This is a genomic window from Sphingobacterium sp. SG20118 (assembly GCF_044740685.1).
Classification (GTDB): domain Bacteria; phylum Bacteroidota; class Bacteroidia; order Sphingobacteriales; family Sphingobacteriaceae; genus Sphingobacterium.
The window spans coordinates 918838-940918 of record NZ_CP172826.1 but is presented as its reverse complement, the minus strand read 5'-3'; the positions used below and the strand labels follow the sequence as shown (position 1 = coordinate 940918).

Annotated in this window: 21 protein-coding genes, 1 tRNA gene, 1 other RNA gene and 1 pseudogene; 8 read left to right on the top strand and 16 right to left on the bottom strand. The window is 35.2% G+C overall.

Going from position 1 to position 22081, the window contains the following annotated elements:
* Nucleotides 1–6 precede the first annotated feature (6 nt).
* The 3 genes from tpiA to ACFX5U_RS04370 all read right to left on the bottom strand — a co-directional run bounded on the left by tpiA (nucleotide 7) and on the right by ACFX5U_RS04370 (nucleotide 2328).
* A complete protein-coding gene (gene tpiA, locus ACFX5U_RS04380) occupies nucleotides 7–774 on the bottom strand; it encodes a triose-phosphate isomerase (protein ID WP_038696590.1) in 768 nt (255 codons plus the stop codon).
* A 6-nt stretch (nucleotides 775–780) separates the two neighbouring features.
* Nucleotides 781–2001, bottom strand: a complete 1221-nt coding sequence (locus ACFX5U_RS04375; protein WP_280570016.1) for a putative sugar nucleotidyl transferase — start codon at nucleotides 1999–2001, stop codon at nucleotides 781–783.
* A gap of 78 nt (nucleotides 2002–2079) precedes the next feature.
* Nucleotides 2080–2328 (bottom strand): type B 50S ribosomal protein L31, encoded by a 249-nt coding sequence (locus ACFX5U_RS04370; protein WP_021189727.1) that lies wholly within the window; start codon nucleotides 2326–2328, stop codon nucleotides 2080–2082.
* 238 nt (nucleotides 2329–2566) lie between these two features.
* Between ACFX5U_RS04370 and ACFX5U_RS04365 the strand changes: the two genes are divergently transcribed.
* The gene (locus tag ACFX5U_RS04365; RefSeq protein WP_280570025.1) at nucleotides 2567–2905 is read left to right on the top strand and encodes a DUF2853 family protein; all 339 of its coding nucleotides are present in this window, start codon (nucleotides 2567–2569) and stop codon (nucleotides 2903–2905) included.
* A gap of 23 nt (nucleotides 2906–2928) precedes the next feature.
* On the opposite strand, the gene ACFX5U_RS04360 is transcribed toward ACFX5U_RS04365, so the two are convergent.
* A complete protein-coding gene (locus ACFX5U_RS04360; RefSeq protein WP_400262601.1) occupies nucleotides 2929–3579 on the bottom strand; it encodes a carbohydrate-binding family 9-like protein in 651 nt (216 codons plus the stop codon).
* Nucleotides 3580–3641: 62 nt separating this feature from the next.
* Nucleotides 3642–4754: a phosphotransferase enzyme family protein gene (locus tag ACFX5U_RS04355; protein WP_400262600.1), complete on the bottom strand. Its 1113-nt coding sequence runs from the start codon at nucleotides 4752–4754 to the stop codon at nucleotides 3642–3644.
* 252 nt (nucleotides 4755–5006) lie between these two features.
* Between ACFX5U_RS04355 and ACFX5U_RS04350 the strand changes: the two are divergent.
* Nucleotides 5007–6351, top strand: a pseudogene (locus ACFX5U_RS04350) (Gfo/Idh/MocA family protein).
* Between the two features lie 136 nt (nucleotides 6352–6487).
* Nucleotides 6488–7786 (top strand): hemolysin family protein, encoded by a 1299-nt coding sequence (locus ACFX5U_RS04345; protein WP_038696577.1) that lies wholly within the window; start codon nucleotides 6488–6490, stop codon nucleotides 7784–7786.
* Nucleotides 7787–7798: 12 nt separating this feature from the next.
* Here the strand turns inward: ACFX5U_RS04345 and trxA are convergent, their stop codons facing one another.
* Genes trxA through ACFX5U_RS04330 form a run of 3 tightly spaced genes read right to left on the bottom strand, consistent with a single transcriptional unit; the run spans nucleotide 7799 to nucleotide 9684 of the window.
* Nucleotides 7799–8095, bottom strand: coding sequence for a thioredoxin (gene trxA, locus ACFX5U_RS04340; RefSeq protein ID WP_038696576.1), 297 nt, complete (start codon nucleotides 8093–8095; stop codon nucleotides 7799–7801).
* Complete coding sequence (locus tag ACFX5U_RS04335) at nucleotides 8095–8826, bottom strand: rhodanese-like domain-containing protein (RefSeq protein WP_280570038.1); 732 nt, start codon at nucleotides 8824–8826, stop codon at nucleotides 8095–8097. Before ACFX5U_RS04335 ends, trxA begins: the two co-directional genes overlap by 1 nt.
* A gap of 3 nt (nucleotides 8827–8829) precedes the next feature.
* A complete protein-coding gene (locus tag ACFX5U_RS04330; RefSeq protein ID WP_038696573.1) occupies nucleotides 8830–9684 on the bottom strand; it encodes a glycoside hydrolase family 25 protein in 855 nt (284 codons plus the stop codon).
* Between the two features lie 275 nt (nucleotides 9685–9959).
* On the opposite strand from ACFX5U_RS04330, the gene ACFX5U_RS04325 reads away from it, so the two are divergent.
* Nucleotides 9960–10047, top strand: a tRNA-Ser gene (locus ACFX5U_RS04325).
* Between the two features lie 344 nt (nucleotides 10048–10391).
* On the opposite strand, the gene ACFX5U_RS04320 is transcribed toward ACFX5U_RS04325, so the two are convergent.
* Entirely contained in the window at nucleotides 10392–11051 is a 660-nt protein-coding gene (locus ACFX5U_RS04320) for a sterol desaturase family protein (RefSeq protein WP_235212354.1), read from the bottom strand.
* Between the two features lie 166 nt (nucleotides 11052–11217).
* The gene (locus ACFX5U_RS04315; protein WP_280570045.1) at nucleotides 11218–11715 is read right to left on the bottom strand and encodes a hypothetical protein; all 498 of its coding nucleotides are present in this window, start codon (nucleotides 11713–11715) and stop codon (nucleotides 11218–11220) included.
* A gap of 236 nt (nucleotides 11716–11951) precedes the next feature.
* On the opposite strand from ACFX5U_RS04315, the gene ACFX5U_RS04310 reads away from it, so the two are divergent.
* The 3 genes from ACFX5U_RS04310 to ACFX5U_RS04300 all read left to right on the top strand — a co-directional run bounded on the left by ACFX5U_RS04310 (nucleotide 11952) and on the right by ACFX5U_RS04300 (nucleotide 14236).
* Nucleotides 11952–12326, top strand: a complete 375-nt coding sequence (locus tag ACFX5U_RS04310; protein WP_038696567.1) for a hypothetical protein — start codon at nucleotides 11952–11954, stop codon at nucleotides 12324–12326.
* A gap of 159 nt (nucleotides 12327–12485) precedes the next feature.
* A complete protein-coding gene (locus tag ACFX5U_RS04305; RefSeq protein ID WP_400262599.1) occupies nucleotides 12486–12941 on the top strand; it encodes an acyltransferase family protein in 456 nt (151 codons plus the stop codon).
* 626 nt (nucleotides 12942–13567) lie between these two features.
* Nucleotides 13568–14236: an HAD family phosphatase gene (locus tag ACFX5U_RS04300; RefSeq protein WP_038696563.1), complete on the top strand. Its 669-nt coding sequence runs from the start codon at nucleotides 13568–13570 to the stop codon at nucleotides 14234–14236.
* 15 nt (nucleotides 14237–14251) lie between these two features.
* Here the strand turns inward: ACFX5U_RS04300 and ACFX5U_RS04295 are convergent, their stop codons facing one another.
* From ACFX5U_RS04295 to argS, 6 genes are all read right to left on the bottom strand, one after another.
* Nucleotides 14252–15667: a sigma-54 dependent transcriptional regulator gene (locus ACFX5U_RS04295; protein WP_038696561.1), complete on the bottom strand. Its 1416-nt coding sequence runs from the start codon at nucleotides 15665–15667 to the stop codon at nucleotides 14252–14254.
* 57 nt (nucleotides 15668–15724) lie between these two features.
* Nucleotides 15725–16105, bottom strand: an RNA gene (rnpB, locus tag ACFX5U_RS04290) — RNase P RNA component class A.
* A 68-nt stretch (nucleotides 16106–16173) separates the two neighbouring features.
* The gene (locus ACFX5U_RS04285) at nucleotides 16174–17367 is read right to left on the bottom strand and encodes an aminoacetone oxidase family FAD-binding enzyme (RefSeq protein ID WP_280570057.1); all 1194 of its coding nucleotides are present in this window, start codon (nucleotides 17365–17367) and stop codon (nucleotides 16174–16176) included.
* Nucleotides 17368–17378: 11 nt separating this feature from the next.
* On the bottom strand, nucleotides 17379–17705 hold the full coding sequence (locus tag ACFX5U_RS04280) for a Gfo/Idh/MocA family oxidoreductase (protein WP_400262598.1): 327 nt from the start codon (nucleotides 17703–17705) through the stop codon (nucleotides 17379–17381).
* 4 nt (nucleotides 17706–17709) lie between these two features.
* Nucleotides 17710–18459, bottom strand: coding sequence for a Gfo/Idh/MocA family oxidoreductase (locus tag ACFX5U_RS04275; protein WP_400262597.1), 750 nt, complete (start codon nucleotides 18457–18459; stop codon nucleotides 17710–17712).
* Nucleotides 18460–18470: 11 nt separating this feature from the next.
* Nucleotides 18471–20255, bottom strand: a complete 1785-nt coding sequence (gene argS, locus ACFX5U_RS04270; protein WP_280570059.1) for an arginine--tRNA ligase — start codon at nucleotides 20253–20255, stop codon at nucleotides 18471–18473.
* A 109-nt stretch (nucleotides 20256–20364) separates the two neighbouring features.
* Here argS and ACFX5U_RS04265 point away from each other — a divergent pair, with 109 nt between their 5' ends.
* The gene (locus tag ACFX5U_RS04265) at nucleotides 20365–21756 is read left to right on the top strand and encodes an arginine decarboxylase (RefSeq protein ID WP_038696556.1); all 1392 of its coding nucleotides are present in this window, start codon (nucleotides 20365–20367) and stop codon (nucleotides 21754–21756) included.
* The last annotated feature ends 325 nt before the right edge of the window (nucleotides 21757–22081 follow it).

Here is a 22081-nt window from a genome sequence, read left to right as displayed (position 1 = left end):
AGATTTTTACTTATTAAAAACTTTAGCAATGTCTAAGAAATCTCTTGATTTTAGAGATGCACCACCAATTAAGCCACCATCAATATCAGCTTGAGCAAATAGCTCACCTGCATTTTTAGGGTTACAGCTACCACCGTATAGAATACTCGTTGCATCTGCAATAGCTTGTCCGTAGTGCGCCGAAACAGTTGCACGGATAAATGCATGTACTTCTTGAGCTTGTTCAGGAGAAGCCGTTAAACCAGTGCCAATTGCCCACACAGGTTCATAAGCCAAGATTACTTTTGAGAACTCTTCTTTTGACAGGTGAAACACAGCTTCTTCTAATTGTGTTTTTATAACGTCAAAAAACTTTCCAGACTCTCTTTCTTCTTTTGTCTCACCAATACAAAAAATCGGTAACAGACCATGCTTCAATGCAGCATCTACCTTCTCGCTTAAGATCGCATTTGTTTCTCCGAAATAAGCTCTACGTTCTGAATGCCCTAAAATAGCATACTCAACACCGATAGATTTAATTTGACTTGCAGAAATTTCACCTGTATAAGCTCCTGATTCAGCTTGGTGAATATTTTGAGCACCAACGGCAACATGAGATGCTGTTTTTGCCAATTGTGCAATACTATGTAAATGAATGAATGGGCTACAAACAATCAATTGTTGATCACCAACGATTTCATCCTTAGCCATATTCACTACTTCAGAGAATAAGCTAATTCCATCTTGATAATCCAAATTCATTTTCCAATTTCCTGCTACAATTTTTTTACGCATAATAGTTTAGTTTTTAAATGTTGATTGATTAATTTCTATAATTCTTTCAATTAGCTTTTCGTCTAATTTCCTATTTTTTGATAAAAATACAACTTCTAAATCAGAAACAAACTTTTGAAGTTGATATGCTTGTTTTCCTTTCTGATAGAGCCAGCTAAATGAAGGAACAAATTTTGGATAAAAATCTGTTTCAGATAACATACAGCCCATACCTACCACCGTTCCTGTATTAAAAACAGACTGTATACCCGATCGACTAAAGTCGCCCATAAACAATCCGCATTTCATCAACCCGGTATCTCGCACAGTACCCAAACTATAATCAAACAGTTGAACCGACGATAGGTTATTTTTCAAATTTGAATTTGTTGTTCCAGCTCCTAGATTGCACCAATCACCGATAACCGAACAGCCTAAATACCCATAATGTCCCTTTGCACTAAAGTCACCTATACTCGAATTTGCGACTTCTCCTCCCACAACAGCCCCCTCACCTATAGAAACATTCCCATAGATCGTTGCCCCCATTTTCACGACTGCATTTCGGCCAATATATAAAGGCCCTCTTAGATGAGCTCCTTCCATAATATTGGCACCTTCATCAATATAGATCGGTCCTGTCTTTGTATTTAAAGTTACGCATTCCATCTCAACAGATTTTCCTACATAAAGCTGATCACCCAAAACCGTATTACTGTCTGAGTAGGCTTCGGAGAGACGCTCCCGACATAAGTCTTCATAATCTTTTGAAATTTCCGCACCAATGTTTAAATACAGATCTTCGATGAACTGTAAACGATTCAGATCTTGCCCATAGGGCACTTTTTCCACCAGTCCATTGGAGGGGTTTTCAAAATCTACTCTTAGCGCGAGCAAATCTTCGCCAGATTGAAGAGATTGACCCTTAGACAGCGATGCTAATTTTTCAATAAAAGATTCGGAAGGAATGATATTGGCAGAAACGAAATAAAGTCTGTCAGCCTTATCTGAGGATAATACAATCTGTTCGTCGATCGTCAATTTGCTCCATATGGAGTCATATAAAAAATCGGCATCTAATGCGCGTTCCCATTTATCCAATAAAGATAAAATGCCCACACGAAGTAAGGCAGTGGGTTTTACACAAGTAAATGGCCACAAAGTCTCTGCGTTAAATAGATTTTTGGATCCATTAAAACCTTGCAGATAACATGACTCTGTAGATTGATCAAATAATACAACTATCACCCTATAAAAATAACAAAAAAAACTCGATAATGAGCATTATCGAGTTTTAATATTGTGACATCCTTAGGATAACAAAAATTATTTTTTGTTATAACGGCTACGGAATTTATCAATACGACCAGCCGTATCAACCAATTTCATTTTACCAGTATAGAAAGGGTGTGAAGTATGAGAAATCTCTAGTTTCACAACCGGATATTCATTACCATCTTCCCAAGTGATTGTCTCTTTTGTATCAACACATGATTTTGTGATGAAAGAATAGTCATTTGACATATCTTTAAACACAACTAATCTGTAATTTGAAGGATGCAAATCTTTTTTCATTTTTATCTTATGATTACGTATATTCAATAATTGAGGTGCAAAGATAATTTATTAAAACCTTATTTGCAAGAATATTCCGTAACAAATATTCTAAATAAGTTATTTATTTTTTATCCTCCACGCCTACTGCAAAGATAGGTAATTTCGCATTAAAAAAGATAATTTTTGTTTCTTATTTGAGGAATATTGTTTAATTTGAACATGAATTAGAAACCGTAAATTTTAACATCACCACATTATGAGCAAATTAGATGAAAAAATCGCTGCATATATTGCAGAAGCAAAAAAACTAAATTTACCTTTGGAAGACTCGCTCATCGAGTCGGTTACGAAAGGATTAGGGCCCTCCATCTACAAAGCGGACGCTGAAACCATCGCCGCCTCCGACCCCGAAGAAATCAAGAGATTGAAATCTAATTTTCTAATCAAAAAATTAGGCTTACCTGACAACGCGAAGTTGGACACAGCAATTGAAGAAGTCCTAAATCAGATGGGAAAATCAAATCGAAACAAGTACAGGGCACTGGTATACGCCTTGCTTGTGAAAAAATTCAAGAAAGAAAGTAGCTATAAATAACTTGAATAAGAGTCATCCAACTCTTATTCAAATACTAATTCACCAAAGAATTCGGGTAAATGAAAATTTGGAGTTGGATGATTTATTTTATTCCAAGATAAAAAATGTGGATGAGGTAAATGATCCCCACATTTATAAAAATTAGCGAAAATCGTATTTTCTTTCAAAAATGCAGACGTAATTTTATCGTGTATAAAAGCTTCAAAGGGTATATATTGAATCATACTCCATTTTGACGCTAAATGACCCCGCTCAATACATGTAAAAACTTCTACGACGTCTATCTCCTCTTCGGTCAATCTAGAGCGCTCAGCCTTATTATTTGTACCATAGCCAATCAAGCCTGCACCTATAGGGTTAAACTCAAAGTTGTAGTAGTGGTTTTTGCTGTCAAAAGAAACAAAGAATTCTACACAGCTGTCTTCCCAAATATTATCATTATGGCGATGATATTGGGCTTTTATGACCTCTTCTTCTATTTCATACTGAATAATAACTCCCCTATCATCATAAGCTATTTTAAACTTGGCTTGCGGGAAATAAGGATAATCCTCTTTCCAATTGGCAACCTCTATATTATTCCAAGAGATTGATGATAACAGCCCATTTAATGATTGATAGCTTCTTAAATTATCCTGATGATCGACCGATCGAATACTGATTGATTTTGTCATATACAATAATACTAAATATAAACAAAAAGAGAGCAGAGGTAAATGCTGCTCTCTTTATTTAGTTAATCTTGTAAAACATTGCTGATAGCTGTCTTCAGCTCCTCTTCCTGTTTTTCCATTTCCTCAACTAGTTTAAGTTGTGTTTTTGTTCTAACAAGGTTATGGTCATCATACTTTGTTTTAAAATAATGATCTCCCTCTAGGTAATCGGTTAAAAAACGTACCGCTTGCATATAAGGCAGCAAAAATACCCCTTCTAACAAAGATTCCACTTCTACATCGGTCAAAAACTCCTTAGCTTCATTTAAATAACCTTCAGCATAAGCCGCATACAAAGGTATATTCAATACAATCTTAGCCAGGTCTTTTTCATCCTCCTCTACCGGATTGATAATCGTTCTGATGGCATCACCAAAATCATAAGCCACATATCCTGGCATAACCGTATCTAAATCAATTACACATTGCGCCTGATCATTTTGATCTAACAGCACATTGTTAAATTTAGTATCGTTATGCGTAATACGCAACGGAAGTTCTCCTTTGGACGCAAGATTAAGGATCGTTTTCATCCGTTCTTCTCTCGTAAATATGAAGTCTAAAATTTCTGTGACTTCCTTAACCCGTCCCTGTGAGTCTGCAGCAATTGCACGTTTCAAATTATCCAATCGAAACTGGATATTATGAAAATTAGGCAATACTTCAACAATTTTAGTGGCATCTAAATCTGCCAACTTTAATTGAAAATCACCAAATGCTTTTCCCCCTTCAGAGGCTTGCGTTGTTGTTTCAACAACATCGTAGCTTTTTGTACCATCTATAAGAATAAACATACGCCAATAATTTCCATCCTCATCCAAAAAATATAAATCATTGGATTTTGTGGGAATAATGGTTAGCACCTTCGATTCTTGAATTTCAACCGGCAAATGGGCAATTTTTGTTTTTAAATGGTCGGTCACATGCTTAATATTTAGCATAAGCCCTTCCACATTTTGAAAAATATGATGATTAATCCTTTGTAACAGAAAGGATTTACCAATTGTATTTTTTGTTGTTACACGATATGTATCGTTGATATGTCCTGAACCAAAAGCATCTACACTAATGATATCTTCACCTAAAGAAAACGCAGTTGCAGCTCTCAGACCATTTATTTGATTCGAATTTGACATTAAAAATTATACTAACTATAAATAATTAAGTTTTTAACTGGATTGCAATATCCCAAATAGTTGTGAAAAGTGCTAATTAAATATCAACACAAACGTTTGTTCTTTTTTTTCATTTTAGACAAACGTTTGCATGTTAAGTTTCTATTACCATTTTTATATATTTGTTTAATAGCGAATTAAGTTATATCGCACTAAACTCATAAAGTAATTAAACGGGGCAATTTAATACCCTGATTATAAAGTACAAAAATTATGGACAGAAGAAATTTCATAAAATCTACAGCACTTACAACTGCTGGATTGGGTATCCTTTCCAGTACAGATTTATTTGCAAAAGGTGGTAAGGTAAGATTAGCATTTATAGGTGTGGGTCTTAGGGGGCGTAACCATGTTGCTATCGCATTAAATCGTGAAGATGTAGAGATTGTTGCAATTTGCGACACACAAGAAGAGTCTTTATCTCAGTGCCGCAAGCAATTTGATAAAAAAGGAACTAAACTTCCTAAAGAATATACTGGTGGTATCGATGCTTACAAAAAAATGCTAAGCAAAGAAAAACTTGATGCTGTCATCATTGCTACGCCATGGGAATTTCATAAAGATCAAGCAATTGATTCTATGAAAGCTGGATTATATGTTGGTTGCGAAGTAATAGCAGGTTTAACAGTACAGGACCACTGGGATGTTGTAAAAGCGTCTGAAGAAACAGGAAAGCCTTACATGACTTTAGAGAATGTTGCTTACCGTCGTGATGTCCTTGCTGTTCTAAATATGCACCGTCAAGGCTTATTTGGTGAATTACTTCATTTAGAAGGTGGTTACCAACATGATTTACGCGAAGTACTTTTCAATGATGGTAAAAGCTATTACGGAAAAGGTGTTGAGTTTGGTCCGCAAACAATTTCGGAAGCGCAATGGCGTACAAAATATAATGTTGAACAAGACGGTGATTTATACCCTACACATGGTTTAGGTCCTATCCTTCCTTTTATCGACATCAATGCAGGAAATCGTTTTACACATTTAACTTCTTACTCAAGTAAAGCTAGAGGTTTGGCATCTTACGTAGAAAAACAATCTCCAGGCCACCCGAATGCAAAATTGAATTATAAAAATGGGGATATCACCCAAACTATGATTCAATGTCAAAATGGTGAAACGATTTTATTGACACACGATACGCATTTACCAAGACCTTACTCAATCGGTTTCCGTGTACAGGGTACAGAAGGTATCTGGATGGATGTGGCTCAAGGTATCCATATTGAAGGAAAATCAAAACCACATACTTGGGATCCAGCAAAAGAATGGGTAGATAAATACGACCACCCTATCTGGAAAAAGTATGAAGAGTTAGCAACGGGTTTCTGGACACGGTGGCATGGATTGGTTTGTATTCAACTCCTTCATCCAAGCGACTAAATTAGGAAAACAAACTCCTTTTGATGTGTACGACTCTGTTACAATGAGTGCCGTATTCCCATTATCTACTGAATCAATCAAACAAGGTAATAAAACTGTTGAATTCCCTGATTTCACATCAGGAAAATGGAAAACAAAGAAAAACACCTTTATGCTAGATGATAGCGGTTTATAAACACAAAAAAGGCTTCTAAATTAGAAGCCTTTTTTGTTTACCAAGAGCGTTAATGTGCTTAAAACAAAGCCTCTTATTTTTTTTTACGGTTAAACTTCCTAAAAATCACTATATTTAGCCTAAGTAGAAAAAAAACATGCTCACAGAAGTACTTATTATATTAGCTCTTATTATCCTTAACGGAGTATTATCGGCATCCGAAATTGCTATCGTTTCCAGCAGAAAAGCGAGATTACAAGCAGAATCTGACAAAAACAATCCGGCTGCAAAAATAGCCCTGGCCCTCAAAGAATCTCCTAATAACTTTTTATCAACCGTCCAAATCGGGATAACATTAATCGGTATTCTAACGGGTTTCTTTAGCGGGGGAAGTGTTGCCGTTTACCTTAAGGAAATATTTAGTCAAATACCTTTATTAGCACCCTATAGCGAACAACTTTCTGTTATAATCGTGGTGTTCATTATTACTTTCTTTTCTTTGGTACTAGGAGAACTCGTGCCGAAAAGAATTGGTATGTCTATTCCCGAAAAATATGCGATGATCATTGCTTACCCAATGAATCTTCTGAGCAAAATTGTTCGTCCATTTGTATGGCTGCTCAGTATTGCAACAGACTTTATCGTCAAATTATTGAATATTAAAATAACACACAATGCAGTAACTGAGGAAGAAATCAAAGCTTTGGTAGATGAAGGAGTGGACAGTGGAGCTATTGAAGGAATCGAACATGACATTGTAGACCGTCTTTTAAGCCTAGGTGATAAAAAGGCTATGAATCTTATGACGCATAGGAGCAATATCGCTTTCTTGGATTTAGAAGATAGCTTCGAGGAAAATCGTCATATTATCATGAATACCGAACATACGATGTATCCTGTTTGCAAAGGGAACTTAGATAACATCATAGGTGTGGTACATGTCAAAAAATTACTATCGCAATACTTGAAAGAAAAACCTATCGATCTGAATCAATTGGTAGAACCGATAAAGTTTGTAAATGAGCATAGTTCTGCTTATAGTATTTTAACCGCTCTTAGGGCTTCGCATATTCATCAAGCAATTGTTATTGATGAATATGGGTCTCCACAAGGGATTATTACGCTTCGAGATATTCTCTCGGACCTTGTTGGTAATCTTCCTGAAGATCAATCGAAGGATAGGCCACGTATTAGAAAGCGTGAGGATGGCTCATATATTGCAGATGGACAATACCAGTTGGATGATTTTTTAGAAAAGTTTGAAATAGGCCTTTCTGAAGAGGATGAAGATGAAATAAATAACATCACCACATTGGGTGGATTGGTCTTTTTACTACTTGACCATGTACCTCTTGAAGGCGAGCAGGTTAATTATAAAAATATAGAATTCGAAGTGCTGGATATGGATGGCAATCGAATTGACAAAATTTCATTCAGAATAAAAGGAGATGTTTAAACATCTCCTTTGTTATTTGTGTGAATCAATAAGTTTATGCAGATCAGCTTTAGTAATCATTCCACTTTGCCTCCATATTTGTTCACCATTTTTGAACAATACGAATGTCGGAACTCCACTAACCTTATAGATAGAAGCAATCTTAGGGTTTTTGTCCACGTCAATTTTAATAATTGACAATCCTTCATCATAAAACTCTTTTACATCTTGTAAAATTGGCGCCATCGTCTGACATGGACCACACCAAGTTGCGAAAAAGTCTACCAATACAACCTCATTAGATTTAATTATCTCATCGAATGTAGCCATTATTTATCCTCCTTTATTTTTTTCAATGCTTGATACCCTCCTTGGACATTAATTACATTTTCAACACCCTTTGCTTTTAATATGGATATGGCAATCATACTGCGATATCCGGAAAGACATTGAACATAATAATTTTTATCATGAGGTATATCAACATTAAAGTTATAAAAATCTTTCAAGGGAAAATTCATCGCATTGTCAATATGCTCATTTATAAACTCTTTTTCGGATCTAACGTCTATTATTTGACCTGAGGTTGATAAATCATAATAAGCTTTTGCGGAAACTTCGACAATCGAATCAAGTCTATTTTCAAGTTTATAAGCTTCAACCCCTTCCGCAAGATATCCTAAAACATGGCTATAGCCCAATTCTAAAAGTGTAGCAGTTACCTGAGCAAGCCCTGCTTGATCAGAAATCAAAACAAGTGATTGATCCTTATTCGGAAATACTTTTGATACCCAAGCTTTAAATGGTCCATTCCATCCTACATAAATAGAATTTGGTACATGACCTGCTGCAAATTCTCCTGTTGAACGCGTATCCAAAACTATTGCACCTGATGCGACCAAATCTTTGAATTCATCTACATCTAAACGAGCTAGCGGAATGCTGTCTATGGGTAAGGCACAAGCTATATTTAAGGAATTGGGTTTAGCGTAACTAACCTGTAGATTAGCTACTGTAACCAAAACCAATAATGTGCTAATTTTTATATAAGTATTTTTCATTTTCTAATTTTTAAAAGGGATTGTTAATGCTTCCAACTCTCCAATAGAACCATTAAAGATATTTAAATCTACATTTCCTCTAATTCCAGTCACTGTTCCTTTTTCTGAAAATTGCCAAAAATTCCAATGATCCCTTAAATCCTCTACCCAAAAATTATAATTCGCAATCCACAAAACGTAATTACTAAATTCTTGCTGTAAAAAATCACTGAAATATTTATCTCCAGAATACAAAATAGGCTTAACTTTATAATGCACCTCGACTTCATCTAACCAGCGCTTTAAACCGACTTTTAAACTATCCATGGATTGTCCTTTAGGCATTTCCTCTATATCTAAAACGGGTGGCAAGTCGCCTGGCTCAAGCTTAACAGTCTTTATAAAATTCTTAGCCTGTTTGACAGAATTCTCGTTGGGTCTGAAATAATGGTATGCTCCCCTCAGATTTGCTCGCGTAGCGGCGGCATTCCAATTATCATCAAACCGTTCATCTTTATTAACCTCGCCCATCGTCGCCCTCATAAATACAAAATCTATAGGAAATTGATCATTTATTGTATTCACTTCAATCCACTTTATTTCGCCTTGATATTGCGAAATATCAATACCAAAAACTTTATCTGAATGTCTATTCATAATCTCCACATTCCGAATATCGTATTTCGCTTCCTTATCAACAATCCCATGTTTCCCCTTCCATGAACCTATATAATAACGAATACCAGCACGATAATGCCAAGAAAAAATCAAAAGAATCAACAGTACAAATATGCCTAAACATACGATGTAATGCCATTTTTTGGTTTTAAAACCTGTCAGACGATTCGTTTTTTGACCTTGCGTTTTTTTCTTTACCATTCGGCAATGAATTTAACCTTTGTTTCACAAAAAATCAAAATAAATATTTTAAATCAAATGATCTTCAGTCTAACATAAAATCCAAATAAATAAATCGTCAATAAAAACTCAATAATCCAAATATTTCCAATTTTCAAAAGCCATTTTCATAGATTATAATGCCCTTTTTAGCATTTTTTATGCTAAAAAAAACATCACAAAAATTAATCTACCTCATTTTCAATGGAGTAAAAAATAAGTTTTGGTGACTAAATGAATTTTTCTACTTTTGTGGCGGAGAGCTGGCAGAGTGGTCGAATGCGGCAGTCTTGAAAACTGTTGACTGTCATAGGTCCGGGGGTTCGAATCCCTCGCTCTCCGCCAACAAAAGCCCAACTTTACAGTTGGGCTTTTGTTGTATATAGGTTTTTGCAAGCTTGCTTAAACAAAATCTATATACAACAAAAAAAAATGAGCGAAGCGAGTGGCTTTATTTTTTGATGAAGCCTTCCCCATTTAGGGCTCAAGTATTAATCCCTCACTCCCCGCCAACAAAAAAAAATGAGCGAAGCGAGTGGCTTTATTTTTTGATGAAGCCTTCCCCATTTAGGGCTCAAGTATTAATCCCTCACTCCCCGCCAACAAAAAATAAAGCCCAACTGGTAAAGTTGAGCTTTATTCTTTTAAGACTTCCCCGTTTAAGGTTCATATTTCATTTTCACGAACCTTTATTTATCTGTCTGCACTTTATCGCTATGTTCCTTCTCTTTTGGAAAGCCCGAACGCATCACTTCATCCCACAAAGCAGAGCTAACACCAAATCCATGTTCTGGATCAGAATAATGGTGTAACATATGATGCTGTTTAATACGCTTGAAAATTCCACTTTTAAAATTCGCATGGTGCATCGCATAATGACATTCATCATATATTAAATAACCAATCATAAAGCCAGAGAAAAAAGCTGCTAATATGATATCCGAACTAAAAAAGAACGTAAATAAATAATATACCAATGCAGCTAGTGGAATACTAGCAGATAAAGGCATAACCAATCTTAGCCTATCCTTAGGATAATCATGGTGAACACCATGGAAAATAAATGCAATTCTCTTACCCCATTGACTCGTCGGATGATAATGAAAAATCCAACGGTGCAAAGCATATTCAAATAATGTCCAGAAGGCAAGTCCAAACACAAAATACTGCATATAACTCAGAATACTGAGATCACCGGGACCTATTGCTTTCCATGTAAAATAACCAATCACAGGTAAATAGAATATAAGAGGAACGCTCCAATGGACTTTTGTCAATGACTCTAAAAAATCATTTTTAAACATTCTCGAAGAGTCGGTCGAATTCGAAACAAAATTACGCTTAGCCATACTATCAAATTATGAATACAACAGTTATAGATTAACTCCTGCAAAAATAATAATTAAAAAAAATATATAAACCTCGATTCATCAAGTTAAAGTCAAATTACTGACTTTTCATAATAAAAAGTTAAATTGACGAATAAAAAACATTTTAGGTAAAACATGTAAATTGTTACCTTAACATCTCTTTTAGTTCGGCATCACTGAAACAATTTGCTCCTTTTATATATTTATATATAATCTCCTTTGCATCATGAGGTTGGAGCGTATAAAGATTAGCTACAATATATTTTTTATCTTCATTGATGTCACCGCTATAATTTAAAATAGATGGTGCATGTATCTGTACGCTCCACCTTATAAAACGCAATTCCACATTATTCGGGTTTTGCTTAATTAAGCTTTCTAATAAATTTTTCCCTTTCTTAAATTGACCAATCTTCTTAAATGGATTGCCCATATGTTTTGCATATACCATTTCATACACGGCTAAATACCCCTTATCCGTAGTTGCTTTAGCTTTCGCTCGCAGTACATTCAAATTATTTTCACAGATGTCTTCATCTTTTACTGCTAATGAATATTCTTTACGAATCTTAAGAAGGTTTAAATCCTGAGCAGAAACCTGTGATGAAATCATTAAAAAAAATATCAGAATCTTTACTGCCATAATTGTAGCGTTTAAATGAATAAAATAAGTCTATATTCTAGCTCTCTTAAAACTAGTGAAAAATTACTTTTAATTTCAAAAAATCATTTAACATATTCAATTATCATACCATATCCATATAGAAGCCATACAAATAGCTTCTGATTAAGTTCTAAAATAAATAAAAACAAAATTTGATTACTAATTGTTTTTACTTATATTTATATAACCGATTATATAAAAAAAACAGCTGAACTATGGAAGCATCTGTAGAATATGAAATTTGGGATAGTATTGTTAATAGTGCCAAAACAAGGTTTGACTACAATCATATTTTATCCCTATTTAAAAACACCGATAGTGAAATTATAGATAAATTTTTATTTCATGTACTTGTGGCATTTGCTTGCGGTGAAGAACATGCAACAATTTCAACAAATCTATTCAATGAATTACAACAAATCGGCTTTGATTGCTCTGAGCAACAAATTGATCAATTCATTGCAGATAAACATGAAAGATTTAATATTGAAATTTATGCAACCTATATTGCTTTTTCACTTCTCGAAGATGGTGAAGATCCGGAAACGATTACAGCTACTATTCATAATTTATTAAAAAAACCAGAGTGATTTAAAGTCATAAATGACTTTAAACTTACGATGTGATTGAATAGTTAATCATCATATCAACTTATTTTTCAGCCTGATAAATTTTATTTTCGAAAATAAGAGCATTTTGTATATTTCGAAAGTTAACCTATTTACTATCTTCGCAAAAAAAAGATGGTGGTGGAAAGAGATAAATCAATTGATATTATTCGCAGTATAGGTCTAATCTGCATTATACTGGCACATATCAATCCACCATTTACAATCTTTCAAATCCGTAATTTCGATGTTCCCTTGATGATTTTCATTTCGGGCTATTTATTTGGTGATAAGAATCAAACTTTCAATTCTCTGAATGATTTCAGCTCATACCTGTGGAAACGTTTTGTACGTCTTGTGATTCCTGTTTGGTTATTTCTATCGGTATTTTACAGCATTCAATATGCATTCCCTTTTCTATTCAAGATTAATTACACAGATTTTCCAGACATTATGATATCCAGTTATATGCTGATGGATGGATTTGGCTATGTTTGGATTATACGTGTTTTTTTAATGATTGCTATTCTAGGGCCATTGTGTAGTCGTATCATAAAGAAACCAATGGCAATTATTGTTATACTACATTACCTATGAAATCATTATTTATTATTCGGCACAACTCTTTGAATCAAGTACACAAAAATATATTGATCAATTCGGGACATACAGTCTAGGTTTTCTGATTTTTTTCATGTTAGGAACACAATATAAAGGATATACCAAAAAGACAAAATTTATACTGTTTATTGCCTCAGCACTCATTAGTATCATTGGCCTAAGCCATTCTATATGGTGCTTAACTGAGCCGTTTGATATAGGTGCGCTCAAATACCCCCCACGCTCTTTCTATATCTCTTATGCCATTACAATTTTTTGCCTTATCTTTTGGTTCAAACCAATTATTCAAAAAATGAATGTGCCCATATTAAATTTCATTGGGTCCTCAACGATTTGGATTTATTTGTGGCATATCTTATTTCTACTTCTAATAAATTTTGACCTGTGGTATATAAATGGCATAATGATCCTATCTCTTTCTATAGTAACAACATTCCTACAACAAAAAACAGTTGAAAAAGTCATAATGAGGTTTAGAATATCCAATAAGCATGCTAAACATATTCGCATCATCTTTTGTTCATAGATTATTTCATGCAGAGATGACATAACATTAACCATGTCTGTTATTGATTCTGGCACCAAAGATGTAACTTAGCTGTATGAATAAGTATGCCGTCATTTTTGATATGGATGGAGTAATATGTCACACCAATCCCTATCACGCAAAAGCTTTTGAAGCTTTTTTCAAAAAATACAATATTGAAAGTAATGAAAGAGAGTTTGAAGAGCACATGTATGGAAAGCATAATAGCTACATCATGCAACATTTTTTCAAAAGACCTATATCACCTAAAGAGCTAATTGATTTAGAATCAGAAAAAGAAGCATTATTCAGAACTATTTATAAAGATGAAATTTCTCCAATAAATGGTTATTTAGAATTTTTGGAAGAGTTAAAAAGTAATGATTTTAAGACCGGAGTAGCGACTTCAGCACCAAGACAAAATATGAATCTAATTTTGGATGCTCTTGATATTAGGTCTAAAATGGGTTCTCTTTTATGTAGTGAGGATGTCACTTTACATAAACCTCACCCTGAAGTTTATTTAAAATCAGCTGATAATTTACAGGTAGACCCAAAAAACTGTATCGTTTTTGAAGATTCATTCTCAGGGATTACAGCAGGAATTAATGCAGGAATGACAGTTGTAGCAGTATTATCTACTCATACTAAACAGCAATTACCTCCTTGCCCTGCCTATATCAATGACTATACAGAAATATCAGTAAGTAAAATATTAGAATTAAAAAAAGGACTTGATTACTAAAATCAAGCCCTTTTTTTAATCTCTTTTTAAACCGAATTTTTCAATTTTGCTATACAAATGACTCCGTTGTATATCTAAGTCATCAGCCGTCTTGGAAACATTCCAGGTATTTTTTTCTAATTTATATTTGATAAATTCTTTTTCTGCGAAATCTTTAAAATCCTGAAAAGATGCGAAATGGTCCAAATCGACCTGTCCTCCATTTTGCTTTCCATTGTTAGATCCATTCTCGATATCCGCATGAGCAGAAATAGCATTAACTGTATTCGAAGGATTTGCGAATGCAATAACATCTCTATCTGTAATTGATTTATCACTTAAAATAATCAAACGTTCGATCATGTTACGTAATTCACGAATATTACCTGTCCATGGCAAGTTACATAATTCCTTTAATGCGGCAGCAGTAATTTCTTTAATCGGAACGCCATACTCATTACAGATTTCTTCGCAAAAATTCTTCGACAATAAAGGAATATCATCTACTCGTTCAGTCAAAGAAGGTACGTGAATAAGAATAACAGAAAGACGGTGATACAAGTCCATTCTAAAATTTCCTGCATCAATTTCCTTAAGTAAGTTTTTATTTGTAGCTGCAACAACTCTTACATTGACCTCGATTTCCTTATCACCACCTACCCTTGTAATCTTATGTTCTTGCAAAGCCCGGAGCACCTTCGCCTGAGCTGAAAGGCTCATATCGCCTATTTCATCCAAAAATAGGGTACCATTGGTCGCTAATTCAAATTTACCAAGACGTTGCTTTATAGCAGAAGTAAAAGACCCTTTTTCATGGCCAAACAACTCAGACTCTATAAGTTCAGAAGGAATTGCAGCACAGTTAACCTCCACAAGAGGACCTTCTGCACGATTAGATTTCTCATGTAACCATCTTGCAACCAATTCTTTACCCGCTCCATTAGCCCCAGTGATCAGCACACGTGCATCAGTTGGCGCAACACGGTCGATTGTTTCTTTGATTCGCGTAATAGCGTCAGATTTACCTAGGATTTCCTTGGTCTTATAACTTGTTACCTTTTTCTTTAAAACTTTGGTTTCCGTTACTAAAGAGACTTTTTCTAAACCATTTCTTACTGTAATCAATAAACGGTTTAAATCAAGTGGTTTCTCTAAAAAGTCAAAAGCACCTTTTTTTGCAGCCTCGACAGCAGTTTCTATTGTACCATGACCTGAAATCATAATAAAAGGAAGATCGGGGTTTGTTTTTTGAGCGGTTGCCAAAACCTCCATACCATCCATCTTATTCATTTTTATATCGCAAAGAACAAGATCAATTTTCTCCTTTTTAATGATTTCTAAGGCATCAATACCATTATCTACATCCAATATATGATAATCTTCATATTCTAAGATATCTCTTAGTGAATTTCTGATTGCCCGTTCGTCATCAATAATTAATATTGTACTCATAAATAAGTGTTATTACTCTTCTTTAAAGGTTATCTAAACTATTGGTAATATAGTAAAAAAGAAGCAAACCTTATAAGCCGGGTTCTGTAAACCGAAAAAATCGGAGTTTCTATCATTTATCTAGGCTAGTCATTACTGACTAGCTCCATCAACCTACCCATTACGAATCTTAGCCTAAACTAAAAGAAGACGAGCAGCCTTCGAATTTCGTAACCTATTTGGTCTTTCAACACACGAGGTTTACCGCAATGCATGTCGCCATGCAAGACCGTGAGCTCTTACCTCACATTTTCACCCTTACTCCGAAAAGCGGTATATTTTCTGTGGCACTTTCTGTCTACTATTAAATAGCATCCTTCCCGTTAGGAAGCGTGTTGCTCTGCGTTGCCCGGACTTTCCTCTCCTCCTCAAGGGAGCAGCGATAGAACCAGTTTGCTTCTTCTGCAAAGGTAGGATTTAGATTGATAATATAGGACCTTTAAATAAAGAAAAGATACAAGTTCTTATCAAAGTGCCTGTGCGATCGCATAACCCGATGCCCAAGCCCATTGAAAATTATAGCCCCCTAACCAGCCTGTGACATCCACCGCTTCACCTCCAAAAAACAAACCTGGGACCTGCTTGCTCTCCAAAGTCTTAGCACTTAGTTCAGCTGTTGACACACCCCCACGCATCACTTCTGCTTTATCGTAACCCTTATCACCAGCAGGTTTCACTCTAAACTTATGAATGGTATCAATGATTAATTTTGCATCTGCCTTACTTAAAGACGCAATTTTAGTTTCTAAGGGTAAAAACTTACCTAATGCCTCTACCATTCGCTTCGTAAAGTAATCATTCAGCATATTAGACACCAATCGCTTGCCACCTTCATTACGTTCTTCTTTTATTATTTTCTCCAATTTAAACTGCGGCAATAGGTCGATGTAAAGCTCTTCACCAGCTCGCCAATAAGACGAAATCTGTAAAATAGCAGGACCACTTAATCCCCAATGGGTAAAAAGTATATTCTCTTCGAAACTAATTTTTTGATTGTAAACTCTTGAAAAGACCGAATTTCCTGCTAGAGAAGCATACCACTCCGCTTCTTTCCCAGTAATCGTTAAAGGGACTAGAGCTGGTGCTGTTGGTATGATTGACAGATCAAATTTCTTTGCCGTACGAATGGCAAAGTCCGAAGCTCCCAATTTAGCTACAGGTAAACCACCACTTGCCATAACCACTTTTTTTGTCCTTAGCTGTTGTTCACCTTTCACACCTTCAATTGTCAAAACAAATCCGTCATCTGACTTATCTATTGCTTTAACAACAGTATTTAACATTATATCCTGATCGGTTTCAAACAAAATTTTAGTGAATATTGCGACCACATCTTTTGCTTTATTAGTTGAAGGAAATAATTGTCCCAGGGTTTTCTCCTCTCCATAGATACCATGAGATTCAAAAAAAGCCAAGGTATCCTCGACTGTCCATTGGCTAAAAGCGGACTTTAAAAACTGTGGATTTTCAGAAACAAAATTATCAATGTTGGTGCCCAAATTGGTGTAATTACATCTGCCTCCACCTGAAATTAAAATTTTAGCACCTACTTTTTCATTTCGCTCAATTACTAGGGTACGTTTACCTAACAATCCAGCTTGAGCAGCACACATAAGCCCACACGCTCCCCCTCCCACTATAATGGCATCATACTGCTTCATATTCCTATTCTTTAATAAGCGATTAATTGGTCATCTAATGAAACAACGCGACGTTCTTCTTGACTCTGCATCCCGAGTTCGATGATACGAATTACATCACGACCTTGCTCAGCAGTAACGATAAGTGAAGCTCTTCCCAGAATAGCATCTGCTATATTTTGGTAATAATCTGGATAGCTACCACGCTTTGAAGGTACGATCTCTTCTACATCTTCACCATTCCAGAGTAAGTTTAACTTTCCATAAATAGATGGATCTTCCTCACCCCAATTTGAATCCTCATCCGGAAATGCTCCTGCGCGCAACAATGCTTCTTGTGGATCTACTCCATTTTTCAAAAAATTACCATTCAGTGCAAAAATCGTGTACCGAGGCGTAGGTTTCTTTTGCTAGCATCCCTCCCTTTAATGAAACACGCATTTCTGGATAGTACAAAAGCAATTCAAAATTATCAATCGCTTTTGCTCCTGGTCTCTGAATTGTCAAATCAGCAAATACGCCATTGGGTTTACCGAATAGTTGTAATGTCTGATCGATCAAGTGTGCACCTAGATCATAAAAAATACCAGATCCCGGTAAATTATCTTCGCGCCACGCATTTGGTCTGAGGTGATTACGAAAACGATCGTAACGAACTTCAAAGTTTTTAATGCTTCCTAGGCGTTCATCGTGGATCACATCGCGAATGGTTCTGAAATCCGAATTGAACCTTAAGTTATGATATACAGATAAAATTTTACCTTTTTCTTTTGCCAAAGCAATCAATTCATCAGCCTGTTCAGATGTATTGCAAAATGGTTTTTCAACAACCACATGCTTCCCTGCCAGCAATGCTTGCTTTGCAAAAGGATAGTGCATATCATTCGAAGTTGCTATGACCACCAAATCGATGGACGCATCTTCTAATATCGAATCGATATGATCTACAGCAATAGCCGTAGGGTATTGCTCTCTTAAAATTACTTTTTGCTCTTCTTTTCGAGCAGTTACTTTTACTAATTCCAAATCAGGAATAGACCGCATAACAGGGGCATGAAAGACTTGCCCTGAAATACCAAACCCAACTAAACCAACACGAATTTTTTGATCCATAATCATATAAATTACATACGTTCAGGAACTTCAATTCCTAGTAAACTCATTCCTTTAGCAATAATTTTTGCAGCAGAAGCCGATAGATGTAAACGGAAGTTTTTTACTTCTTCAATTTCAGCCTTCAAAATAGTCTCCTCATGATAAAATTTATTGTACAATTTTGCAACATCATAAATGTAATTGGACATTTGAGCAGGACTAAATTCTTGAGCTGAGATCGCGATTACACTCGGGAAATTCCCCAAAGTCATAATCAAATCACGTTCATATGCTGATATAGAGGCAGGAGTTGAGACCGCAGAGCATTCCTCAAAATTTGCTTTAGAAAGCACAGACTTAATACGAGCATAAGTATACTGGATAAACGGTCCAGTGTTCCCTTGAAAGTCAACTGACTCCTTAGGATCAAATAACAGACGTTTCTTTGGATCTACCTTTAATAGGAAATATTTTAATGCTCCCATACCGATGGTATTATAAAGCGCATTTTTATTTTCTTCTGAAAAGCCTTCAGTTTTACCCAATTCCTCGGTACGTTCTTTCGCAGTCTCGATCATCTCTTTCATCAAGTCATCCGCATCAACAACAGTTCCTTCGCGAGATTTCATTTTACCAGAAGGTAAATCCACCATTCCATAAGATAGATGTAATAAACCATCGGCCCAAGGTTTGCCTAATTTTTTCAAAATTAAAAACAACACCTTGAAATGGTAATCTTGTTCATTTCCCACTACGTAAATAGAATCATTCATCTTGAATTCATCATATTTCAATTGTGCTGTACCCAAATCCTGAGTGATATAAACCGAAGTTCCATCGCCGCGTAATACTAACTTTTCATCTAAACCTTCGGCAGTCAAATCAATCCAAACAGAATTATCTTCTTTCGTAAAGAAGACACCACTATCCAAACCTTCTTGGATGATATCTTTTCCTAACAAATAGGTATTTGACTCGTAATAATATTTATCGAAGTTAACGCCCAACTGATTATACGTTTTTTCGAAACCTGCATACACCCAGTTGTTCATCGTTTTCCAAAGGCCTATCACTGCTTCATCGCCAGCCTCCCATTGTTGTAACATTGCTTGCGCCTCTTTAATCAAAGGAGCATTCTTTTTGGCATCTTCTTCAGTTTGACCTTCAGCTTTTAGTGCATCTATTTCTTTTTTATATTCTTTGTCAAAGACAACATAATATTTTCCCACCAAGTGGTCGCCTTTCATACCTGTTGACTCTGGAGTTTCACCATTTCCAAACTTCTGCCATGCAAGCATAGATTTACAAATGTGAATACCACGATCATTGACCAAGTTAGCTTTTATCACTTCATAACCATAAGCCTTTAAAAGCTCTGCCACAGAATAACCTAATAAGTTGTTTCGAATATGTCCTAAGTGAAGTGGTTTATTGGTATTAGGAGAAGAGTACTCCACCATTAATCTTTTTCCATTCGACGGAAAAACTCCAAAATCACTTTTAACGATAGTCTCATTTAAAAGCGTGATCCAATATTGATCAGCAAGACAAATATTAAGGAAACCCTTGATGACATTGAAATCAGTTATCGCTGTTATATGAGCTTTCAAATATTCACCTATCTCCGTACCTGTTTGCTCAGGAGATTTCTTAGAAAATCGGGTAACAGGAAAAGTTACGATTGTAATTTGTCCTTCAAACTCTTTGCGTGTCTCTTGCAAAGCAATTTGATTTTCAGAAATATCTGCATTATAAAGCTGTTTTACAGCTTGAACAGTGACTTCAATAAGTCTGTTTTGAATAGAATTCGCCATGTAATGATTAAGTAAAATATGCAACTCCCTGAAATAGAAGACAAAAATAATTCACATTCCCTATTCTTGTATTCATATTGAAAGTATATCTTTGCAAAAATAATAAAAAATGCAGAGCTATCAGGAATTTCTTGACCTAAGTGTTGGTTTTCCGCAAGACGGATTCGAAATCATCGACGACGAATTGTATTTCCACGATTTGAATTTAATGGAAATGATAGAAACGTACGGTACGCCGTTACGTTTTACTTACTTGCCAATCGTCAGCAAAAAAATTCAACAAGCGAAAATTTTGTTTCAAACCGCAATTTTGAAACACAACTACAGAGGGTCTTACAAATATTGTTATTGCACCAAATCTTCCCACTTCAAACATATCGTTGAAGAGGCATTGAAGAATGAAATTCACTTAGAAACATCGTCTGCATTCGATATGCCGATGATTGACTCTTTGGAACGTCAAGGTACCGTAACAAAAGACATCACCGTTATATGTAACGGTTTTAAAACCTATCAGTACAAACAATACATCATCGATATGATTCATGATGGGTATACTAACATTATCCCTGTCTTAGATAATAAAGAAGAATTTAATCTTTATGATGATGAAATTGAATTGGAGCAGCCATGTGCTTTAGGTATTCGTATTGCATCGGAAGAACAACCCGACTCTCAATTTTATACATCGAGATTAGGTATTCGTATCGAAGAAGTAATCGAATTCTACAACAACAAGATTGCGAACAACCCTAATTTCAAGGTAAAGTTGTTACACTTCTTTATTAATTCAGGAATATCGGACACGCCATATTACTGGAATGAGTTAGAAAAGTACGTTACATTGTACTGTAAGTTTAAAAAGGTAAATCCAGACTTAGATACATTAGATATCGGAGGAGGCATGCCTTTCAAAGATTCTTTAGTTCACGATTTTGATTATGAGTATATGGTCAATGAAATTGTGAATAGAATCAAACAAATCTGTGCACAACATGAGGTGATGGAACCTGATATTATTACAGAGTTTGGAAAATATACGGTTGCGGAGGCCTCAGGTATCCTATACAAGGTATTAGGTCGTAAATTGCAAAATGATCGTGAAAAATGGTTTATGATCGATGGTTCATTTATTACTAATTTACCAGACGTTTGGGCTTTAAACCAAAAATACATTCTACTTCCAATCAACAATTGGGATTCAGAGTATGAGCGTGTGAACTTAGGTGGTATTACCTGCGACGGGCAAGATTATTATAATCAAGAAGCTCATACCAGTTCTGTATTTATGCCTAAGACGCGAAAATTGCAATATTTAGGATTTTTCCATACAGGCGCATACCAAGATGTATTAAGTGGCTATGGAGGCATACACCATTGTTTATTACCATCACCAAAACATGTCATCATCCGTCGTAACCGCGATGAAACATTCAATTACGAGGTGTTTGGCGAGGAACAGAATTCGAAACAGGTTATGAAATTATTAGGATATCAATAAATTCATCAATAGATGTTATAGAAAGGGGTTAGAATTATAAATTCTAACCCCTTTCTTGTGAATTATTGACTTTAACCGCAACAGATTACTACTTTTATTCTCCGGACTAGTCGATAAAAATATTTCATCCTAGACAGCCAATTTTAGATGTCATACTTTAATCCTATACGGCAACTATCCGGTTATATAACGTATTTTAAGAATACATATAATTTATAGTGTATAAATGTCTCAATTGAAGATCTGAACAAAGAAAGAGAATCCGCAACTAGAAAAAACTCAATTGTTTCAATAAATTACAAAGCAATCCACAAAATTAAGTTAC